General features: G+C 59.7%; 21 protein-coding genes and 2 pseudogenes. 19 read left to right on the plus strand and 4 right to left on the minus strand.

Annotation, left to right across the window (positions count from 1 at the left end):
• Position 1: 1 nt before the first annotated feature.
• On the minus strand, positions 2–1,210 hold the full coding sequence (locus KBY08_RS19095; RefSeq protein ID WP_111522564.1) for an aspartate transaminase: 1,209 nt from the start codon (positions 1,208–1,210) through the stop codon (positions 2–4).
• A 275-nt stretch (positions 1,211–1,485) separates the two neighbouring features.
• On the opposite strand from KBY08_RS19095, the gene nac reads away from it, so the two are divergent.
• The 16 genes and pseudogenes from nac (at position 1,486) to KBY08_RS19175 (ending at position 14,573) form a co-directional block, all read left to right on the plus strand.
• Complete coding sequence (nac, locus tag KBY08_RS19100) at positions 1,486–2,397, plus strand: nitrogen assimilation transcriptional regulator NAC (protein WP_103377792.1); 912 nt, start codon at positions 1,486–1,488, stop codon at positions 2,395–2,397.
• A 115-nt stretch (positions 2,398–2,512) separates the two neighbouring features.
• Positions 2,513–2,959: an acetyl-CoA carboxylase biotin carboxyl carrier protein gene (locus KBY08_RS19105; RefSeq protein ID WP_024638126.1), complete on the plus strand. Its 447-nt coding sequence runs from the start codon at positions 2,513–2,515 to the stop codon at positions 2,957–2,959.
• A 55-nt stretch (positions 2,960–3,014) separates the two neighbouring features.
• A complete protein-coding gene (gene accC, locus KBY08_RS19110; RefSeq protein ID WP_024661183.1) occupies positions 3,015–4,367 on the plus strand; it encodes an acetyl-CoA carboxylase biotin carboxylase subunit in 1,353 nt (450 codons plus the stop codon).
• Positions 4,364–5,035 (plus strand): 5-oxoprolinase subunit PxpB, encoded by a 672-nt coding sequence (gene pxpB, locus KBY08_RS19115; protein WP_003401069.1) that lies wholly within the window; start codon positions 4,364–4,366, stop codon positions 5,033–5,035. Before accC ends, pxpB begins: the two co-directional genes overlap by 4 nt.
• Entirely contained in the window at positions 5,032–6,003 is a 972-nt protein-coding gene (locus tag KBY08_RS19120; protein ID WP_024661184.1) for a biotin-dependent carboxyltransferase family protein, read from the plus strand. The genes pxpB and KBY08_RS19120 overlap by 4 nt, the downstream gene beginning before the upstream one ends.
• Positions 6,003–6,425 (plus strand): acetyl-CoA carboxylase biotin carboxyl carrier protein, encoded by a 423-nt coding sequence (locus KBY08_RS19125; RefSeq protein ID WP_024661185.1) that lies wholly within the window; start codon positions 6,003–6,005, stop codon positions 6,423–6,425. The genes KBY08_RS19120 and KBY08_RS19125 overlap by 1 nt, the downstream gene beginning before the upstream one ends.
• Positions 6,415–7,185, plus strand: coding sequence for a LamB/YcsF family protein (locus KBY08_RS19130; RefSeq protein ID WP_024661186.1), 771 nt, complete (start codon positions 6,415–6,417; stop codon positions 7,183–7,185). The genes KBY08_RS19125 and KBY08_RS19130 overlap by 11 nt, the downstream gene beginning before the upstream one ends.
• Positions 7,186–7,312: 127 nt before the next feature.
• The gene (locus KBY08_RS19135; protein ID WP_024643282.1) at positions 7,313–8,065 is read left to right on the plus strand and encodes an SDR family oxidoreductase; all 753 of its coding nucleotides are present in this window, start codon (positions 7,313–7,315) and stop codon (positions 8,063–8,065) included.
• A 117-nt stretch (positions 8,066–8,182) separates the two neighbouring features.
• Positions 8,183–8,884 (plus strand): amino acid ABC transporter permease, encoded by a 702-nt coding sequence (locus KBY08_RS19140; RefSeq protein WP_024643283.1) that lies wholly within the window; start codon positions 8,183–8,185, stop codon positions 8,882–8,884.
• Between the two features lie 6 nt (positions 8,885–8,890).
• The gene (locus KBY08_RS19145; RefSeq protein WP_024643284.1) at positions 8,891–9,631 is read left to right on the plus strand and encodes an amino acid ABC transporter permease; all 741 of its coding nucleotides are present in this window, start codon (positions 8,891–8,893) and stop codon (positions 9,629–9,631) included.
• A 19-nt stretch (positions 9,632–9,650) separates the two neighbouring features.
• Positions 9,651–10,379 carry an amino acid ABC transporter ATP-binding protein gene (locus tag KBY08_RS19150; RefSeq protein ID WP_024643285.1) on the plus strand — a complete coding sequence of 243 codons (729 nt, stop codon included), beginning with the start codon at positions 9,651–9,653 and terminating at the stop codon, positions 10,377–10,379.
• A 52-nt stretch (positions 10,380–10,431) separates the two neighbouring features.
• Positions 10,432–11,265, plus strand: coding sequence for an ABC transporter substrate-binding protein (locus KBY08_RS19155; protein WP_024660383.1), 834 nt, complete (start codon positions 10,432–10,434; stop codon positions 11,263–11,265).
• A 127-nt stretch (positions 11,266–11,392) separates the two neighbouring features.
• Entirely contained in the window at positions 11,393–11,608 is a 216-nt protein-coding gene (locus KBY08_RS19160; protein WP_024683471.1) for a transposase, read from the plus strand.
• A pseudogene (locus tag KBY08_RS19165) lies at positions 11,572–11,984 on the plus strand (IS66 family transposase); the annotation flags it as partial. The gene KBY08_RS19160 and the pseudogene KBY08_RS19165, both read left to right, overlap by 37 nt.
• Before the next feature lie 55 nt (positions 11,985–12,039).
• On the plus strand, positions 12,040–12,657 hold the full coding sequence (locus KBY08_RS19170; protein ID WP_024660382.1) for a hypothetical protein: 618 nt from the start codon (positions 12,040–12,042) through the stop codon (positions 12,655–12,657).
• A 251-nt stretch (positions 12,658–12,908) separates the two neighbouring features.
• Complete coding sequence (locus tag KBY08_RS19175) at positions 12,909–14,573, plus strand: intermembrane transport protein PqiB (RefSeq protein WP_024660381.1); 1,665 nt, start codon at positions 12,909–12,911, stop codon at positions 14,571–14,573.
• Positions 14,574–14,589: 16 nt separating this feature from the next.
• Here the strand turns inward: KBY08_RS19175 and KBY08_RS19180 are convergent, their stop codons facing one another.
• Both KBY08_RS19180 and KBY08_RS19185 read right to left on the minus strand, forming a co-directional pair.
• Complete coding sequence (locus tag KBY08_RS19180; protein ID WP_024651940.1) at positions 14,590–15,864, minus strand: glucarate dehydratase family protein; 1,275 nt, start codon at positions 15,862–15,864, stop codon at positions 14,590–14,592.
• Positions 15,865–15,882: 18 nt separating this feature from the next.
• The gene (locus KBY08_RS19185) at positions 15,883–17,226 is read right to left on the minus strand and encodes an MFS transporter (RefSeq protein ID WP_225651244.1); all 1,344 of its coding nucleotides are present in this window, start codon (positions 17,224–17,226) and stop codon (positions 15,883–15,885) included.
• A 490-nt stretch (positions 17,227–17,716) separates the two neighbouring features.
• Here KBY08_RS19185 and KBY08_RS19190 point away from each other — a divergent pair, with 490 nt between their 5' ends.
• From KBY08_RS19190 to KBY08_RS19200, 3 genes are all read left to right on the plus strand, one after another.
• Positions 17,717–18,130 (plus strand): DUF3757 domain-containing protein, encoded by a 414-nt coding sequence (locus tag KBY08_RS19190; RefSeq protein WP_225651235.1) that lies wholly within the window; start codon positions 17,717–17,719, stop codon positions 18,128–18,130.
• A 138-nt stretch (positions 18,131–18,268) separates the two neighbouring features.
• Positions 18,269–19,168 carry a LysR substrate-binding domain-containing protein gene (locus tag KBY08_RS19195; protein WP_011267910.1) on the plus strand — a complete coding sequence of 300 codons (900 nt, stop codon included), beginning with the start codon at positions 18,269–18,271 and terminating at the stop codon, positions 19,166–19,168.
• A gap of 138 nt (positions 19,169–19,306) precedes the next feature.
• Complete coding sequence (locus tag KBY08_RS19200) at positions 19,307–19,990, plus strand: ATPase (protein WP_111522563.1); 684 nt, start codon at positions 19,307–19,309, stop codon at positions 19,988–19,990.
• Positions 19,991–20,017: 27 nt separating this feature from the next.
• Here KBY08_RS19200 and KBY08_RS26880 read toward each other — a convergent pair.
• Positions 20,018–20,122 (minus strand): annotated as a pseudogene (locus tag KBY08_RS26880) (nucleoside hydrolase); the annotation flags it as partial.
• Between the last annotated feature and the right edge of the window lie 92 nt (positions 20,123–20,214).

Raw genomic sequence — 20,214 nt, forward strand, 5'->3', positions numbered from 1 at the left:
CTCAGCGCAACGCAGCGACAGCAGTCGCCATGCGCGCGCAGCCGTCTTCAAGGGTTTCCAGTGCTGTAGCCGTAGACATCCGGAAAAACGGTGCCAGGCCATAGGCGGTGCCTGCGACAACGGCCACGCCCTGACTTTCCAGCAGGTAGAGCACCACGTCGGTATCGGCTTCCAGAAGCGAACCTGACGGCGTGGTTTTGCCGATCAGTGCCCCGCAATTGACGTAGAGATAGAACGCGCCTTGCGGCTTGATGCAGCTCAGGCCTTCAATGGCGTTGATCAGCTCAAGGCAACGATCACGGCGCTGTCTGTAGACCTTGACGCTGTCGCTGACAAAAGACTGGTCGCCGTTCAGCGCGGCTACTGCGGCGGCCTGGCTCACCGAGCAGGCGTTGCTGGTGGACTGCGATTGCAGGGTCGCCATCGCCTTGATGATATCGTCGGGGCCTGCGGCGTAGCCGATGCGCCAGCCGGTCATGGCGTAGGTTTTCGACACGCCGTTGATGATCAGCACGCGTTCACGCAGCGCCGGCTCGACAGTGAGCAGGTGGCTGAGTGGGGCGTCGTCGTAGCGTATGTGCTCGTAGATGTCATCGGTCATGACCAGCACGTGCGGGTAATCAAGCAGTACGTCGGCCAGCGCGCGCCATTCGGATGCGCTGTAGGTGGCACCGGTCGGGTTGCTCGGCGAGTTGAGCAGCAGCCAGCGGGTGCGCGGCGTGATCGCATTGCGCAGTTGCGCGGCAGTCAGCTTGAACCGGTTTTCTTCCGAGCATGCCAGGGTCACAGGGCGACCATCGCAGGCCAGGACCATGTCCGGGTATGACACCCAGTAAGGCGCGGGGATCAGCACCTCATCGTCGACACCCAATGTCGCCGCGAATGCATTGAAGATGGCCGCCTTGGCACCACTGGTGACCACGATCTGGCCTGGCGCATAAGCAAGGCCGTTTTCACGCTGCAGTTTTGCGGCGATGGCCTCGCGCAGCGCTGTGGTGCCAGCGTTCAGCGTGTAGCGCGTTTCACCGTTCTCGATGGCGGCACAGGCGGCCTGACGAATGTGCGCCGGCGTGTCGAAGTCCGGCTCGCCAACCACCAGATTGATGATCGATTTGCCTGCGCGCCGCAGTTCATTGGCCCGATCGGCAGCGGCGCTGCTTGGCGACGGTTTGATGCGGAGCACGCGGGCAGCGATGCGAGATGCGGTCACGTTGGCATTCCTCGTTGATGGCCTTGATGAGGAATACGTTACGAGCCAGCGAAGCGCTCGCCATAAGACGAGTTCGTTCTGGGTTGATAGGCAGCGCTTATGACCGCAGATGAACCAGCGTTGCACCAAAAACGGGCGGGCAATGGTTGCAGGGGGATCAGCGCCTGGCAAACCCGATCAGCGGAGACTGACATAGCAATTGCTTATGTCTGGTTTTCTGGAGCTGGCCTGGGTCTTGCTGAAGCCTCCTGATCGCGACTCTGGAGTGCAGCACCTTGAACCTTCGCCGTTTGAAGTATTTCGTGAAAATTGTCGACATTGGCAGCCTGACCCAGGCCGCCGATGTGCTGCACATCGCACAACCTGCGCTGAGCCAGCAGTTGGTGACGCTGGAGGCCGAGTTGCAGCAACAGTTATTGATCCGCACCAAGCGCGGCGTCACCCCGACCGAGGCGGGCAAGGTGCTGTACGGGCATGCTCAGGTGATCCTGCGCCAGTGCGAGCAGGCGCAGAGTGACGTCAACGCCAGCGGTCTGGCTTTATCGGGGCCGGTGTCGGTAGGGCTGGCACCCGGCACTGCCGCTTCGACGCTGTCGCTGCCGTTGCTCAAACGCGTACGCGAGCGTCATCCGGGCATTCTGCTGTACCTCAATGAGAACTTTGGCACCACCCTCAGCGAGTTGATCATGAACGGGCGCATGGACATGGCCGTTCTCTATGGCGGGCGCGAGGTGCATGGCCTGAGTTTCGTGCCGTTGATACGCGAGCAGCTGTACCTGGTGAGTGCCGAAGAGGCGCTCCAGGGGCGCGAGGAAATTCCGCTCAGCGAGCTGGCCGATATCGACCTGCTGTTGCCGCGCACCTACAACACTGTCCGGCGTCTGGTGGATGAGGCATTTGTGCGTATCGAGCGCAGTGTCCGGGTGGTGGCAGAAGTCGAATCTTCGACGACGCTGGCCGCAGCAGTGGCCGATCGATTCGGCTCGACCATTCTTCCCGAGTCTGCTGCACGGGTGCTGGCAGACACGCATGCGGTCAACCTGAGCCGCATTGTCGAACCCGAAATCGAAGCACCTCTCGCGCTGTGCCTTTCCGGGCACTTGCCGCTGTCGGTTCCGGCCCAGGCGGTCAAGGCGATCCTTCTGGAACTGGTCGCGGAAATGCGCGGCAACCGCCGTACGCAATGATCGCGACGTCATAAGGGGCGCTTATCACCCCACAGTCAAACCGTCTTGGCGGTCAAAAACCTGTCTCGCTACATTGCCCTCAGCCACATTTCATTTGCCAGGCAAGGGCTGTTGCATGAAACCGGAACGTATCAAAGCACTTATCGACCTGATGGCCGAATCGGACCTGAGCGAACTGAGCCTGTGTGAAGGCGACGCGCAGCTGCGTTTACTGCGCGAGCCCGTTCAGGTCGCCAACCGCGTCAACCCGGCTGTTGCGACAGCGCAGACGACGCCCGCCGCGCGCCCTGTTTCTGCGGCTCAGGCAAGTACGACAGCCGCCGTGCAACAGACACAGGCCTGCGCTTCGCTATACGGGGTGTTGCACCTGACACCGGCACCCGACCAGCCACCTTTCGTCGAGATCGGCACGTCCGTCGAGGTGGGGCAGACCCTGGCCGTGGTCGAGGCCATGAAGATGTTTCATCCGGTGCAGGCTGAAGCGGCAGGGGTGGTGACTGCCATTCTGGTTGCCAATGGCGAAGAAGTTCAGGCCGGTCAGGCGCTGTTCAGCATTGCGTGATGGTCTTGCGTTGCCTTGCAGAGCGTCTTGCGGGTTCACCGATCAGGGGTTTTTGATGTTCGATAAAGTGTTGATTGCCAATCGCGGCGAAATCGCCCTGCGCATCCAGCGAGCCTGCAAGGGCCTGGGCCTGCGCACGGTCGCGGTGTATTCCGAAGCGGATCGCGATGCCGATTACGTACAGCAGGCCGACGAAGCACTGTGCATTGGCCCTGCTGCCGCAGGGCAGAGTTATCTGAATCAGGCGGCCGTGCTCTATGCCGCGCAACTGACCGGTGCTCAGGCGATCCATCCCGGCTATGGGTTTCTGTCTGAAAATGCCGCGTTCGCCGAACGCATCGAGCACGCTGGCCTGACCTTCATCGGCCCCAGCGCTGCGTGCATTCGGGTCATGGGCGACAAGGTCGCAGCCAAGCGGGCGATGCGCGAGGCTGGCGTGCCGTGCGTACCCGGTCCGGACACCAGCATGCCCGACGATCCGCAAAGCATTGTGCAAATCGCTCGCGACATCGGTTACCCGGTCATCGTCAAGGCCGCAGGCGGCGGCGGAGGGCGGGGCATGCGTGTGGTTCAGGAAGAGTCTCAGTTGCTCGATGCAATTGCGCTGACCCGCGAAGAAGCCCGACACGCCTTCGGCAATCCCGAGTTGTATATCGAGAAGTTTCTGGGCCAGCCGCGCCATGTCGAGATTCAGGTGTTATGCGACGCCTACGGCAATGCTGTCTGGCTCGGCTCGCGGGACTGCTCGATGCAGCGCCGCCACCAGAAGGTCCTTGAGGAGGCGCCTGCGCCCGGCATCGACGCGGCATTGATGGCCAGAGTGGGCGAGCGTTGCGCACAGGCTTGCCGCCAGATCGGCTATCAGGGTGTCGGCACGTTCGAATTCCTGTTCGAAAAGGATGAGTTCTATTTCATCGAGATGAACACCCGCCTGCAGGTCGAGCATCCGGTAACGGAAATGACTTCCGGTATCGACATTGTCCAGCAGCAGATTCGCATGGCGATGGGCGAGCGCCTGAGTTTCAGTCAGGCCGACGTAAGCGTTTCGGGCCATTCGCTGGAGTGCCGGATCAACGCCGAGGATCCGCGCAGCTTCATGCCGACGCCGGGTCTGGTCACCCGCTGGCAGATCCCCGGTGGTTTCGGTGTGCGGGTCGATTCGCATGTCAGCCACGGCTACCGCGTCCCGCCTTATTACGATTCGATGGTGGCCAAGGTCATCACCCACGGCGCCAGTCGCGACGAGGCGTTGGCACGCATGCGCCTGGCACTGAGCGAAATGCACGTCGAGGGGATCTCCACCAACATCCCGCTGCATCGCGACATTCTGCAGGACCCGGTGTTCTGCAAGGGGGGCATGGACATTCATCACCTGGAGCGCTGGTTGCAGACAAGGAGCCACCCATGACCATCCTGCAAACGCCGAATGCGCCAAGAATTACCTTGCTGGGCACCACCGCGTTGCTGTTCGAAGCACCCGGCGAGCTCGACCTGGCAACGCAGCAACGGATATGGGCGCTGGCCCGTCTGAGCAAGGACTGGCCCCAGGTACGCGAAGCAGTGCCGGGGATGAACAATCTGATGCTGACCTTCGCTGCGCCACCGCGGGATCTGGCCGGTCTGAAAACCCGCTTGCTGGAGACTTGGGAACAGTGCCAGCCGCTGCCGTTGCAGGGCCGGATCATTGAATTGCCGGTGGTGTACGGCGGCGATGGCGGCCCGCACATGGCTGATGTCGTCGCCCATACCGGGCTGGATATCGAAACCATCGCCAATCTGCACTGCGAGCCGCTGTACCCGGTGTACGCCTTGGGCAGCCATCCGGGTTATTGCTACCTGGGCGGCATGGACCAGCGCCTGGCGACGCCGCGGCGCAAGGTGCCGGTACTCGATATCGGTGCCGGGTCGGTCTCTATCGGTGGCGTTCAGACAGGTATTTCCGCCTCGGCCGGCCCCAGTGGCTGGAACACCATAGGACGCACGGAGATGGTGTTTTTCGATGCGGGTCAGCAGCCTCCGGCGCTGCTGCAACCCGGCGATCAACTGCGCTTGCGCATCGAGAGGATCATCCGATGATCGAAGTTATCAGCGCTACCGCACTGGCGACCGTTCAGGATCTTGGGCGACACGGCAGCCTGGGTTACGGCGTCGGCACGTCCGGCGCAATGGACACGCTGTCACTGCGGCTTGGCAACCTGTTGCTGGGCAACGATGAAGACGCGGCAGGCATTGAAATTCCGCTGTTTCCGTTTGAAGTGCGCTTTGTCGATGACTGCACCTTCGCGATCACCGGGGCCGCCTGCGGTGCGTCGCTCGATGGTCAGCGGCTGCCGGGTAACTGGGTCGCTCAGGCACGCAAGAATCAGGTGTTGCGGCTCAATTACCCGACAATGGGCAGCCGCGTGTACCTGTGCCTGGCCGGTGGCGTCGATGTGCCGTTGGTACTGGGCTCGCGCAGCACGCAATTGCGCGGTGCTTTTGGTGGCTGGCAAGGCCGTGCGTTACAGCAGGGCGATGTGATTCCTGCGGGTGCTGCCAACGAACCGCGCGCCAGTGATTTCGGTGTGCAATCGTCCGTGGCGGCCTTGCCGTTGCTGCTCGACGGGTTGCCCGCCATCCGGGTGCTGCCGGCTGCCGAGTTCGACTGTTTCAGTGCCGAGGCGCAAGCAACTTTTTTTGCCGGCGAATGGAAAATCACCACGCAGAGCAACCGTTATGGTTACCGCATGGAGGGCACGCCCTTGCTTGCGCGCGAGGCGCTGGAAATCCGCTCTCACGGCATCGTGCCCGGTGTGATTCAGGTGCCCCACGGCGGGCAGCCGATCGTGCAGATGCGTGATGCCCAGCCCAGTGGCGGTTATCCCAAGTTTGCCACGGTCATTGAAGCCGATCTGTGGCGCCTTGGTCAGGCACCGATCGGCAGCAAGGTGCGTTTTGTGCAGTGCAGTTACGACGAGGCGGTCGAGGCGCTGGACACCAATCACGCTTTCATCGAAGACGCCCGGCGCATGCTCGCGCTGCGCAGCCTGCAAGGACATCGCTGATGAACATCAAAGAGATTCGCCAGCTGGCAGCATGGATTCGGGACGCCGGGCTTACTGTACTGGAACTGAAACGCCCGGGGTTCGAGCTGTTGATCCGCCGTGGCGAGCCTGTGCAGGCCTGTGCTGCGCCTTCTGCGCCACAGGTTGCCGCTGAACAGTCGGCGCTGACTGCCCATGTGGTGAGTGCCGATAACCCCGGCGTATTTGTCTCGAGTCATCCCGATGAACGCGACAGCTACGTGAAACCCGGCGATGCAGTGGCTGCAGGGCAGTTGCTTGGGCTGTTGCGTATCGGTCTGCTGTATCTGCCGGTGCGCAGTAACCAGGCAGGGCGCGTACTGCGCTTCCTGGCCGCCGAGAACGAACGCGTCGGTTACGGCCAGCCGCTGATTGAACTGGAGGAACATGACCATGCGCATTGATCTGAATGCTGATCTTGGCGAGGGCTTCGGCCCTTGGACCATGGGCGAGGACGAGGCGTTGATGCCATTGATCTCCTCGGCCAACGTCGCCTGCGGCTTTCATGCCGGGGATCCGCTGATCATGGACAGCACGGTGCGCCGCGCCAAGGCGCTGGGCATCGATCTCGGTGCGCATGTCGGTTTTCCTGATCTGCAGGGGTTCGGCCGCCGCAGGATGAACATCGAACTCAAGGAGTTGTGCGCCATTGTGGTGTATCAACTCGGCGCGCTGGCGGGCCTTGCAGCCGCTGCCGGATACCGCGTCACGCACATGAGTTTTCACGGTGCGCTGGGCAATATGGCCGCAGCCGATGCCGAACTGGCCGGGCCTTTGGTCAGGGCGGTCGCAGCTTTTGATCCGCAGTTGATCATCAGCTCATCCAGCAGCGCCGCCATCGAGCAGGCCGCCGAGGCGTGCAACCTGAGGGTGGCGACGACCTTTCTGGCTGACCGCGCTTATGACGAAAATTGTCTGCTGGTGCCGCGTGGCATTGCCGGTGCGGTGATCAAGGACCCGGAGCAGGTCCGGGCCAGGGTTGCGCAACTGCTGCAGGACGGCACGGTCACGACCCTGGGTGGCAAGCGTGTGGCGGTCAACGCCCAGTCGATTCTGTTGCATGGCGACACGCCGGGAGCGGTGCAGCTGGCGCGCAGCATTCGCCAGAGCATCGAAGAGCAGGGCGGTGTCATCACCCCGGTTTCACAGCTGCTCGGGTCATAAGCGCAGCTTATCGCCACACAACCATTGTGTCTTGGTCGCTGCCCATGACGCTGGTTAAAGTCCAGTACAAGGCGATCAGCATTAATAACCAAGCGGCTGATCGACGCTTATTCAAGGAAACCCCGACATGCCATTTTCCGATTACAAAACCGCGCTGGTCACCGGCGCTTCTTCAGGCATTGGAGAAGCCGTCGTCGAGCGGCTGTGTGCCGAAGGTCTGCAGGTCCATGCGCTGGCGCGCAGTGCCGACAAGCTGGCAGCACTGGCGCAGCGCACCGGATGTATCGCGCACGCTATCGACGTGACGGATCTGGCCGGCCTGACGGCCCTGTTCCAGGCCCATCATTTCGATGTCGTGGTCAACAATGCCGGCGTCGACCGTCCTGGCTCGCTGCTCAAGGCGGACGCCGAAGGGATTGATCTGCTGGTCGATGTGAACCTGCGCGCTGTGTTGCAGATCGCCAGGCTTTCGTTGCCGGGGATGGTCGAGCGTGATCGCGGGCACATAATCAACATCAGCTCGATCGCTGCGGCCTACAACTTCGGTGGCAACTCGACGTACCACGCGACCAAGGCTGCGGTGAGCATGCTGTCCCGGCAGTTGCGTATCGATGCCTTCGGCAAGCGCGTGCGGGTTACCGAAATCTGCCCGGGGCGCGTGGCGACGGATATCTTCGCCCACGTGCATGGCGACTCCGAGGAAGTGCGCAAGCGTTTCATCGAGGGCTATGAGCTGCCGGTGGCCAAGGACATTGCTGATGCGATCGCCTATGTGATTGCCGCGCCCATCGCAGTCAACATCGGCCACATGGAGATCACCCCGACGTTGCAGGTGCCCGGCGGACTGTCGACCGCACGCCCGCAGGACTACGAAGGCTGAGACCGCGTCTTCAAGCGCTGTACCCATCACGAGAGCGGCACCAGCCGCCATGCGATACCCGCGCCAGACCCACTGGCGCCTTGCTTCTGCCCTGGCTGAATGTCTATGGGAACAACCATGACGAGTAAATTCGATCTTTCAGCGATCCTGCAGGGCGAGTACGCCGAGCTGATCGTCAAGGGCATAGAAACGACCCTGCAACTGGCCTTGGTTGCCTGGTGCCTGGCCATGGCGATTGCCCTGCTGCTGGTGTCGATTCGCCTGACTGGCAACAAGTACGCCGAACGCCTGGTGGCGGCCTATGTGTCCTACCACCGCAATGTGCCGACGCTGGTGCAACTGATGCTCTGGTATTTCGGTATCCCCACCTTGCTGTCCGAAAGCACGCAGATCTGGCTGGCCAACTACAGCACCGAGTACCTGTTCTCGGTCATCGCGCTGGGGCTTTGCCAGGCGGCTTATTTCAGTGAAGACATCCGCAGCGGGTTACGCGCGATTCCAGCCGGGCAAGTCGAAGCGTCGCGCGCCCTGGGCCTGGGCTATGTGCGTTCGATGCGCTACGTGATCCTGCCGCAAGGGGTTCGCAACTGCCTGCCGTCGTTGATCAATCACACGGTCCTGCTGTTCAAGAACACCAGTCTGGTGATGGCCATCGGCGTGGTGGAACTGACTTATGCCACCCGCGAGGTCGAGAACTACACCTTCCGCACCTTCGAAGCGTATCTGGTCGCAACCGTGGTCTACCTGGCCATTTCCTTGATGCTGATGGGCCTGGGCGCGTTGCTGGCCCGGCAGTTCAGCAAAGCCATGGCGAGGTAGGCGGCGATGTTCGATGTATTCACGATTGTTCGCGATAACTGGACCTTGCTGCTGGTCGGTCAATACCCCCATGGCCCGATGGGCGGCCTGATTTCGACGCTGATGCTGGCCGCGCTGGCCCTCTTGCTGGCCTTTCCGCTGGGCCTGCTGCTGTCGCTGGCGCGCGTGTCGCCGTGGCGCTGGCTGCGCTACCCGGCGACGGTCTGGGTCTATGTGATGCGCGGAATTCCGCTGCTGATGGTGATTTTCTGGACCTACTTTCTGGTCCCCTTGCTGATCGGCCATAACATCACCGGCTTCACCACCATGCTCTGCACGCTGGTGGTCTATCAGAGCGCCTATCTGTGCGAAATCATCCGCGGCGCCATCCAGGCGCTGCCCACCGGTCAGTACGAAGCTTCCCGCGCACTGGGCATGGGCTACATGCGCACCACGGTCTGGGTGATCCTGCCGCAGGCGCTGTACAACGCGTTGCCGAGCCTGATCAGCCAGTTCATTTCGATCATCAAGGAAACGTCGCTGGGCTACGTGATCAACGTCCAGGAAGTAACCTTCGCCGCCAATCAGATCAATAACCAGCTGCTGACCAAGCCGTTTCAGGTGTTCTTCATCCTGGCGATCACTTACTACGTGCTGTGCTACGGCCTGACCCGTTTCGCCGCCGTGGTGGAGCAGCGCATTGCCCGCAAACGCGAAGGTGATGTGTCGCCTGTGCCCGTTGCCCGGCCTTTGACTACCGATAACTGAGGGTTGCCCAATGCATCCGATGATCATGTTTTCCAGGATCAACAAATGGTATGGCGAGTACCAGGCCCTGACCGATATCACCGCCGAAGTGCAGCGTGGCGAAGTGGTGGTGCTGTGCGGGCCTTCAGGCTCGGGCAAGTCGACGCTGATCCGCACCGTCAATCGTCTTGAGGACGTGCAGCAAGGCCAGATCCTGTTTGATGGCCGTGACGTCAATGGCACCGACGCCAACGTCAACCGGCTGCGCAGCCGCGTGGGGTTCGTGTTCCAGAGCTTCAATCTGTTTCCGCATCTGTCGGTGCTCGACAACATCATCCTGACCCCGACCAAGGTCCGCGGCATGAAGAGCAGCGAAGCGCGCGCCCGCGCCATGGAGTTGCTGGATCGGGTAGGGCTGGCACACAAGGCCGGTGCCTACCCTGCACAGTTGTCCGGTGGCCAGCAGCAGCGTGTGGCGATTGCCCGCGCGCTGGCCATGGAGCCGCCCGTCATGCTGTTTGACGAGCCCACCAGCGCACTCGACCCGGAAATGGTCGGCGAGGTGCTCAGTGTCATGAAAGGCCTGGCCAAGGAGGGCATGACCATGATGTGCGTCACCCACGAGATGAATTTTGCCCGGGAAGTGGCCGACACCATCTGGTTCATGGACGCGGGGCAGATCCTCGAAAAATCCAGCCCTGAGGTGTTCTTTCAGCAACCGAGCCATCCGCGTGCCCAGCGCTTCATTGCCGACCTGCGCAGCCATTGAGCGCAGGCACTGATTTCAGCGAATCACCCAATTCATTTCCAGGAGTCTCACCATGCGTATCAAGTCTGTACTGGCTGCACTGGCGTTGTCGCCGTTGGCTGTTTCGGTGGTCCATGCCGATCAGCTCAGCGATGTGATGAGCAAGAAAAGCCTGAGCTGTGGCGTGTATGCCGACGTTCCGCCGTTCTCGGCACCAGACCCTGAAACCCGCGAACTGGTGGGCATGGACGTCGACCTGTGCAAAGCCCTGGCCAAACACATGGGCGTGGAGCTGGAACTCAAGCCGCTGTCGGTCGAAGCACGTATCCCGGAAGTCAAAATGGGCCGCGTGGACGTGATTTTCGCCAACCTTGCCTACACCAAGAGCCGTGCCGAGCAGATTCAGTTCAGCGACCCTTACTACATCGCCAAGGAAACACTGGTAGTCCGTGCCGCGAATGCCGATCAACCGAAATCGTTCTTCAAGGGCAAACGCATCAGTTCGACTAAAGGCTCTACGTCCGAGCAGTCGATCCGCCTGGCTGACGCAACGCCAGTGACCTTTCAGGACACCGGCTCTGCCTACATGGCGCTGCAACAGAACAAGGTGGTGGGCCTGGTGACCAACACCATGACTGCGATCAAGCTGGTAGGGCAGGCCAAGGCCGGCGGCGTGGAATTGGCAATCGCCAAGGAACCGATGGCGCTTGAGCCCATTGGTGCCGGCATGCGCCAGGGCGAACCGGCCTTTCTGGCGAAGGTCAACGAATCACTGCGCGCAATGGAAGCCGCAGGCGAGATCGACGCAATCTGGGCGCGCTGGATCGGCCCGAATACCGAATACAAAATGGTTCGCGAAGACAAGGTGCAAAGCCTCAGCGAATTGAAGTTTGATCCGTTGCCTTGATCAACGGCATGACGCCGACCAAAAGTATGCGTCCGGCCAAGTCATCTACCCAGCCCCGCGAGGCCAGGACATGGTGTGCACTTAAATTTAGGTGGACACCAGTTCTAGCCTTTTAAGCGGGTATTTCATGCAGCCACAACGCCGTTCCTACTCCAAGTCCTTCAAGGCCCAAGTCATTCAAGAGTGTGCCCAGCCCGGCGCTTCTATTGCCAGCATCGCGCTCAGCCATAGCCTCAACGCAAACCTCTTCCATAAATGGATACGGGTACAAGCGCAGAAAAACACGGCGCCGCAACCTGCATTTAACGGCGCCGAATACGGCAAGAAAAAGCCGTACCGGTGATGGACATGCTTGGATGATCGCCCAGCGCGATCTCGTGCTCGAAGGTTCGGCCATCAGTAGAGCACTCGATTACAGCCTGAAACGCTGGGCAGCGCTGTCGCGCTACCTCGACGACCGAGCCGTACCCATTGACAACAATTGGGCCGAGAATCAAATTCGTCCATGGGTTCTTGGACGTAAGAACTGGCTCTTTGCATGGTCGCTACGCAGCGGAAAAAGGGCGCCGGCGATCATGAGTTTGATCCAATCTGCGCGGCTCAACGGGCATCATCCGTATGCTTATTTGAAGGACGTTCTTACACGCCTGCCGACGCAGCGGGCGAGCGAGATCGAGCAACTGCTGCCGCATCAGTGGGTGGCGGCAGAAACCACGTAACCCCTGATGATTTGGGACTTGCAAGGATGGCGCAATTAACGGAGTAGTCATAACGATGATTTTGGTTGTTGAAGGAATCAGCGCCAGCGGGAAAACGACTTGGTGCGCTAAGCATGGAGGGCAACATGTCATTCCTGAAAACGGCCGTTTTGAAAACGAACCGGATCGGATAAAAGATCCAGTCGGAGCAGCAACTTTTTGGGCAGAGCGGAACGTGGATCGCTGGCAAAAAGCGTTGGCCATCGAAGACATTTCTTCGTGGGCTTTGTGTGACAGTGACCCCCTCAAGCTCCACTACATTTGGAGCCTTTGGCAGATCGGCGAGGCGAGCGAGCACGACTGGCGAATAGAGTTGGACGCCACAAGAGAAACGATCGCACAAGGACGTATTGGCTTTGCTGACTGTTACATTGTTGGCCGCATAGATCCTCAGCTCGCGCGAGAACGAGCCAAAGCAGACACCACCCGCCGACGGAGTGGATTCGAGCTACACGTGCGCCTCCAACAAGCTCTGCTGACCTGGTACTCAGCTATGGATCAAGTGCTTCCCGGCAGAGTGAGATTCGGGTTTCCTTCAGCAATGCCAACCTTGAAAAGCCTTGATGGAAGATATGCGGTGGCGGCCTTTGATCAAATGATCGCATCGCTCCCACTACCAACTCACACCTCTTAGCGAGACGGAGTTTATATAGCAGTTGGAAGCAGATCGATGTGAGGACGAAGTAAAGATGTGTTCGCCATCCGCTTACGACCAAAAGGTCGGCTTCATGCAAGACCACACGATGGATTCCCGCCGCAACGGCACCATCGCATCTTGATCAGATCTTGATATTTCCTTGATGGTTTATTAATAGCCGAGGTTCAGAGTTCGACCGACAGTATCAATCGTCGGCATGACCCCTTGTGGGCGTCTCAGAGGACAAAATGTCTGATCGCTCAGGTTCGGTTTCTGCATCGGCAGTCGGCGCTTCACTCTCCCGAAACAGACGTTTCGGCGTAGCCCCGGTTTGGCTGGTTCCGCTGCTTGCTGCCTTGATAGGCCTGTCGCTGCTGATCGGCAGCACACTCTCCAAAGGCCCGAGAATCTTCATCACCTTCCAGAGCGCCGAGGGGCTTGAAGCTCAAAAGACGAGGGTCAAGGTCAGGAATGTCGTGATCGGCGAGGTATCGGCTGTGGTCTTGAACAAAGACCGCACAGGCGTGGTGGCGACGGTGGATCTCGATGCCGACGCCCGTGCGTTCACTGCCGAGGATTCCCTGTTCTGGGTGGTGCGCCCGCGTATAGGCGCCACCGGTGTGTCGGGCGTGGATACCTTGCTTTCCGGGCCATTTATCGCGGCGGACAGCGGCACGTCCGGGCGTACGAAAAAACACTTTGTCGGTCAGGAAACTCCGCCACCCATTACCTACGGCATAAAAGGCACACGTTTTACCCTGCACGCCGGGGACCTGGGCTCACTGGAGGTGGGGTCTCCTGTGTACTACCGACGTATTCAAGTCGGACAGATAGCGGCCTTTCATTTATCCGATGACGGCAAGGGGGTGGATGCGGAAATTTTCATCAATGCGCCCAACGACAGGTTTGTGACTACTGATACACGCTTCTGGAATGCCAGCGGCATCGACATGACGGTGGACGCCGATGGTCTGAAGATAAAGACTGAATCAGTTTCGACGATACTGGCGGGAGGGGTGGCCTTCGTCGAGCCGGATTACAGCACGAAGGCACCCAGGGCTGCAGAGCATGCACGCTTTACGCTGTTCGACGATCAGCAGAAGGCGCTGTCGCCGCCCGACGGCGAGCCGGGTTACATCCGCATGATCTTCAGTCAGTCGCTGCGTGGTCTTGAGGTCAATTCACCGGTCGAGTTCATGGGTATAACACTGGGGCGAGTCGTCTCGGTAGACCTGGACTACGACGCGGCCAGCCAGTCGTTCACCAGTATTGTCGGGGCGGTGATTTACCCGGATCGCCTGGGTATGGCCAATGAAAAAATCGTAAAGACATTGGGCGTTACCGACGATGCACGTACGGCACAGTTGATAGCCGACTTCGTCAAGCGAGGCCTGCGTGCGCAGCCTCGCAGCGAGAGTCTGCTGACCGGACAGCTGTATATTTCCCTGGGTTTTATCGCTGACGCTGCGCCGGTACCGTTCGATGTCAGTGCGCAGCCGCTGATAATCCCGACCGTGCCGGGGGAGCTTGAAAAGATGCAGGAGCAGGTACAGCAGATCATCGACAAGGTCGGCAAAGTGCCGGTGCAGGAGATCGCCGGCAACCTGAATGGCAGCCTTGACGAGGTGCAGAAAACGTTCAGGCTTTTCAACGCGCAGGTGATGCCTGAGCTGCACGGCGTTCTGGAGCAATCCCGAAGCACGATGGACGTCGCCGGCGCAGCGCTCGACGAGGACTCGCCTGTGCGTCAACAGATCGACCGGACAATGGATGAGGTTCAGCGCATGGCCCGCTCGGTACGGGTCCTCACCGATTACCTGAGCCGCAACCCCGAAGCCTTGATCCGTGGCCGCACCCGGCAGGATCCACCGGGTGTCTACCAGAGGCCCGCGCCTGTTCAGCAGGCCGATTAAGCCGAGCCGGGCGGCTTCAATACCTCGGTTTGACCGCCTTCCAGTCCGGATTGTACTTCTGCATCTGCTTCACATCATCGCGCTGCCGGATGCCACAGCTGTGGTACTGATCATTGAGTTTGCCGAGCTGGTCGTAGTCCAGTTCCAGCCCCAGACCGGGTGCGCGGGTGATGCTGACACAGCCGTCGACAATCGGCAGTTTGCCGCCCTTGATGACTTCCTCGTCCGGTTCCTGCCACGGGTAGTGCGTGTCGCAGGCGTAGTCCAGATTGGGCACCGACGCTGCGACGTGGGCCATGGCCATGAGGCTGATGCCCAGATGCGAGTTGGAGTGCATCGACACGCCCAGGCCAAAGGTTTCGCACATCTTCGCCAGCGCCTGAGTGTCGCGCAGGCCGCCCCAGTAATGGTGGTCGGCGAGCACGATCTGCACGCTGTCCAGTGCCACGCTGCGGCGGAACTCGTCGAAATCGGTCACCACCATGTTGGTCGCCAGCGGCAGTCCGGTGCGTTTGTGCAATTCGGACATGCCGTCGAGGCCGGGCGTCGGGTCTTCGTAATATTGCAGATCATCGCCCAGCAGTTCGGCCATCCGAATCGAGGTCTCCAGTGACCAGTTGCCGTTGGGGTCGATGCGCAGCGGGTAACCGGGAAACGCTTTTTTCAGCGCCTTGATGCACGACACCTCGTGTTCCGGCTGCAGTGCACCGGCCTTGAGCTTGATGCTTTTGAAACCGTAGGCGTCGATCATGCGCCGGGCCTGGGCGACGATCTGCTCTTCGCTGAGCGCTTCACCCCAGCTGTCGGGCGCGTAAGGCGCATCGGCATGCTGCGCATATTTGAAGAACAGATAGGCGCTGAAGGGTATCTGGTCACGAATGGCACCGCCAAGCAGGTCCACCAGTGGCAGGTTCATGGAACGTGCCTGCAGGTCCAGAAACGCTACTTCGAACGCAGAATAAGCATTGCTGACCGCCTTGCTGGCGTGTGAGCCCGGCGCCAGTTCGGCACCGGCCAGGCTGGCAGGCTTATGCGCCGCCACGGTCGCCTGCACGATGCTGCGCAGCTGATTGAGGTTGAACGGGTCGAGCCCGATCAGCTGGGTCTGCACCTGTTGCTGAATCGCCAGTGCCGGGGCATCACCGTAGCTTTCACCGAGGCCGATGTAGCCGTTGTCGCTTTCTATCTCGATGATCGAGCGCAGGGCGAAAGGTTCGTGAATACCACTGGCGTTGAGCAGTGGCGGGTCGCGAAAGGCGATAGGGGTCACGGTTACACGGATGATTTTCAAAGGGCGGTCTCCCGGAGGTCAGGGTTTGAGGCTGGAAGGGGTGCCATTGACGGCAGGGCTGAGCGCTGCGGGCCGCTCAGCCCTGGACGGGCGGCCGCGGTCACCTCGTGGCGTAGTGCGGGCGAAGAAGATCACCACGGCAGCGAGCAGCGATGTCGCTGCCAGGCCATACAGACCGCCCTGAATCGAACCGGTGGTCTGTTCCAGAAAGCCGAACGTGGTCGGTGCGACGAAACCGCCCAGGTTGCCGATGGAGTTGATCAGCGCAATGACCGCAGCAGCAATGCGTGCATCCAGATAGCCTTGAGGGATTGGCCAGAACAGCGCAGACGCGGCCTTGAAACCGATTGCCGCGAAGCAGATGGCGACAAAGGAGAACACCGGACCGCCCACGGTGGACATGAACATGCCGGCGGCGGCGATGACCAGGGTCACCGCTACCCAGGCCTGCTGGTGCTTGAAGCGTGCGGCCAGAGCTGCGAAGCCGTACATGGCCACGATAGAGATGATCCACGGGATCGAATTGAACAGCCCGACCTCGAAATCGCTGAAACTGCCCATCTTGCGGATCATGCTCGGCAGCCAGAAGGTGGCGCCGTAGATGGTCAGGGCCACGGAAAAATAGATGAAGCAGAACAGCAGGATCTGCCGGTCCGCCAACAGTCGGAATACCGAGGGTCTGACGGTTTGTGCTGCTTCGCGCAGCCTTTGCTCTTCGGCGATGGCGGTGCTGAGCGCGGTTTTTTCTTCGTCACTGAGCCAGCGGGCTTCATGAGGATGTGATTGCAGCCAGAACCAGACGAAACCGCAGAGCACGATCGACGCGAAGCCTTCGATCAGGAACATCCATTGCCAGCCATGCAGGTTCAGGCCCTCGATGCCGAGCAGGGCGCCGGACACCGGTCCGGAAATAACCGAGGCTATCGCCGAGCCGCTGAGAAACAGCGCCATGGCCTTGCCGCGATCACTGGAGGGTAGCCACTGGGTGAAGTAATAGATGATGCCGGGGAAGAAACCGGCTTCGGCAGCGCCCAGAATGAAGCGCAGCACGTAGAAACTGGTTTCCCCCTGGACGAACGCCATGGCCATCGCGGCCGCGCCCCAGGTAAACATGATGCGGGTCAGCCAGGCGCGGGCGCCGTAGCGCTGCAACAGCATGTTGGAGGGGACTTCGAAAAGTGCGTAACCGACGAAGAACAATCCGGCACCCAGCCCGTAAGCTGCTGCGCCGATACCCAGATCGGTTTCCAGATGGCTGCGTACAAAACCGATATTGACCCGGTCGATGTAATTGACGATGAACATCACCACGAACAGCGGCAGCACGTGGCGTTTCACCTTGGCGGCCGCACGGGCAAGCACCGTGGCGTCCGTAGTACCAGGGACGGTATTCAAGAGGCGACTCCCATTCATTGTTTTTTTGGGGATGAGTCGATCATGGAGGCGTGTATTATTCCTGTCCAATCCAGCTTTTGACTTGATTGATACCCATATTGTATTGATCGCTGTGCTTCTGTGCGGTGCTGGGCACCTTCGGTATGATTTATGGAACCCGTGCAGAGTGGGTGCATTTTCAGAGCACAGAATCCAGTGCCGGAGTGCTTGATTGAATCGCTGCCTGTCAATCGGCGCTTACAGTTTGGAGCCGAGTGTAAGTTTCATTGTCAAGTCCCTGTATCTTCCGTTAGTCACTCCACCTGTCGGATATAACGACCCCTGTAAGCGGCCGTCTTGCCCAGGTATGTACTTAAGCTAGTCTTGCAATAATGGCCTCCGGTCATCTCTGTCGGCGTCGTGCGCTTTGCTGATAATTAGTTATCCAGCTTATTTCGTTGAAAACGGAGCGTTAGACATGAATATGAAATTCAAGAACGCGTCAGCATGCCTTGTGATGATGACTGCTTTGATGGGCAATACCTACGCAGCGGCCAGCGCATGCCCGGCAGTCAAAAACATAACTCAAACCTCCGAGGATTGGGGCTACTCCTATAAAGCTGCTGACCCTTCTGGGCAGCACTGGAGTGGCGAAAACCCTTTGGCTACGGAAGCAGACCTTGAAAGTGTTCACTTTACACTGGCCGGCATCCGCAATAACGATAAGGGTTTTTTTGTCGCGTGTGATTATGAGGGAGCGAGTGATAAAGGATCGAAGGATGCGGGGTTTAGATTAATACTTAAAACTCCGTCGGAGCCCAAGACTGTCGGGAGCAGTTGGAAAGACAAAGAATGTAAAGCCGCTGACCCAACACGCTGTACGTTTGAATAATACGTTTGAATAATCAAAGGTTCAAAGACGTGTCAGCTATGGGCGTCTTTCCCTTTGCTTTGTCAAACGGCGCACTGGGTTGCTCGAGCAGTTACTGTACTCTGTGTCAGTGACTTGATTGATACCGGGAGTGGATCAATGTTCGAGCTTTCTCAACTGCGCTGCTTCACCACGGTGGCCACGGAGCTGAATTTTCGCCGTGCCGCCGAACGGCTTAACATGACGCAGCCGCCGTTGAGTCGGCAGATTCAGATACTGGAGCACAACCTAGGCGTAGAACTGTTCACGCGCAGCACCCGCAGTGTGGCCCTGACTGCCGCGGGCAGGGCCTTTTTCATCGAGGCGCAGACCTTGCTGGAGCGCGCGCAGCAGGCGGCCATTTCCGCGCGGCGCTTTGCCGAAGGTGACATCGGCTCGGTGACTATCAGTTTTGTCGGCAGCGCGGTGTACGAGTTTCTGCCCAGGGTGATCGCCGAGGCGCGCCTCAAACAGCCGCAGGTGAAGATTTCCCTGACGGAAATGAATACCTATCAGCAGCACGAAGCACTCAGGGCGCGGCGCATTGACCTGGGCATCGTGCGGGCACCGTTGTTTCAGCCGGGTTACGAGAGCGAATGCCTGGTACGCGAGCCGTTCGTGCTGGCCGTGCCGAGCAATCATCGCCTGGCGCATGCCGATTCGGTGGCGGTGGCCGATCTGGATGGCGCACCGTTCCTGATGTATTCGCATTCGGCGTATCCACCGTTCAACGAACTGCTGACCGGTATGTTTCGCTCCGCACGAGTTGCACCGGAGTATGTCCAATGGCTTGGATCGTCACTGACTATTCTGGCGTTGGTCAACGCCGGAATGGGCCTGGCTTTGGTGCCGCGTTGTGCAACCAATGTGGTGTTCAAGGATGTCGTGTTTCGTGACATTGACCTGGGCGAAGGCGTGCAGAGCGAGTTGCACCTGGTCTGGCGTACCGACAATGACAATCCGGCGTGCCGGATGCTGCTGCAAGCCATTCGGGCGGCCGTCAGGGCAGATGAAAATTGAAGCGAAAAACCTTGCAACGTAGTGGCATCAACTATCATTCATTCAGTCGATAGTCATCATCAAGCAAGGCAAGTTCTGTTTTTCCGGCAAAGGAGGAGGATGGCGCCATAGCCACCTGCTCCAAAGGGAGACGACGCGATGAGAATGTTCAATCTGTTGACGTTTGCTGCCGTGTTCAGCACCAGCATTGTGTTCACTGCCCCCGTCAATGCTGCCGTCTCCCCGGTCTTCGAACAGTCCTGCCATTTCATGCCCGTCGTCGACAGCGCTGCGGGCCTGCAACACACTCAGTCGGTGGGCGTGCTGTACAGCGAAAACACCCTCAGCAACCTTCAGTATTTGAACAACTATCACTCGGTGGCGCTGAGGAGTGGCCGCAGTGGCGCGCTCGATTCGCGTATCCGCAATGCATTCGTCAACAGTTCGGACCCGGCACTGGCGACCGACTGGCTGGTGGGCTCATTAAAGAAAGAGTTCGCCTCGGTGACCGTCTACGACACGCTCGATGCGCTGATGCAGGCGCGGCCGGATGTGGTGGTCATGCTCGACACTTACAATCGTCTGGTGAGCAAGCGCAACAGTCAGGTCGAAGCGCGGTTCATGGCACGCTTCTATGACAACGACCTGCAATACATCGGCAAGGCTGAAGGTGAGGTGGTTCGGGAAATGACCTCGGTCTGGGTGCAAGGCAAGGCCGCTCCGGAGATCGCCGCACAGATCGATCAGCAGCGTGATCTGCAAGTGAATGCCTTGAAGCAGTTCGACGCCTCGCTCAAAGCCCTGGTCATGCAGGCCGACCGGGCGCAAGTGGCGGCGAACTGATTGTAGTGACTGCGTCAGGCCTGTGAGGCTGTTGACCGATAGAAACTGCTCATCGACTTTCGCTGCTTCAATACCGCCTGCCATCAGCATGGTCGCCTGCAAATCGAAGATCGGCACGTTAATGCTCCTTGCCCCGTAGGGGACGCTTGAAAGGTGTACAAGCGTCATTAATCCAGGCGCGCGCAGGGGAAAGTGACCGGCGGGTTATTTCAATTAAACCGATG

It is taken from the genome of Pseudomonas sp. P135, from assembly GCF_020312125.1.
GTDB lineage: Bacteria > Pseudomonadota > Gammaproteobacteria > Pseudomonadales > Pseudomonadaceae > Aquipseudomonas > Aquipseudomonas fragariae.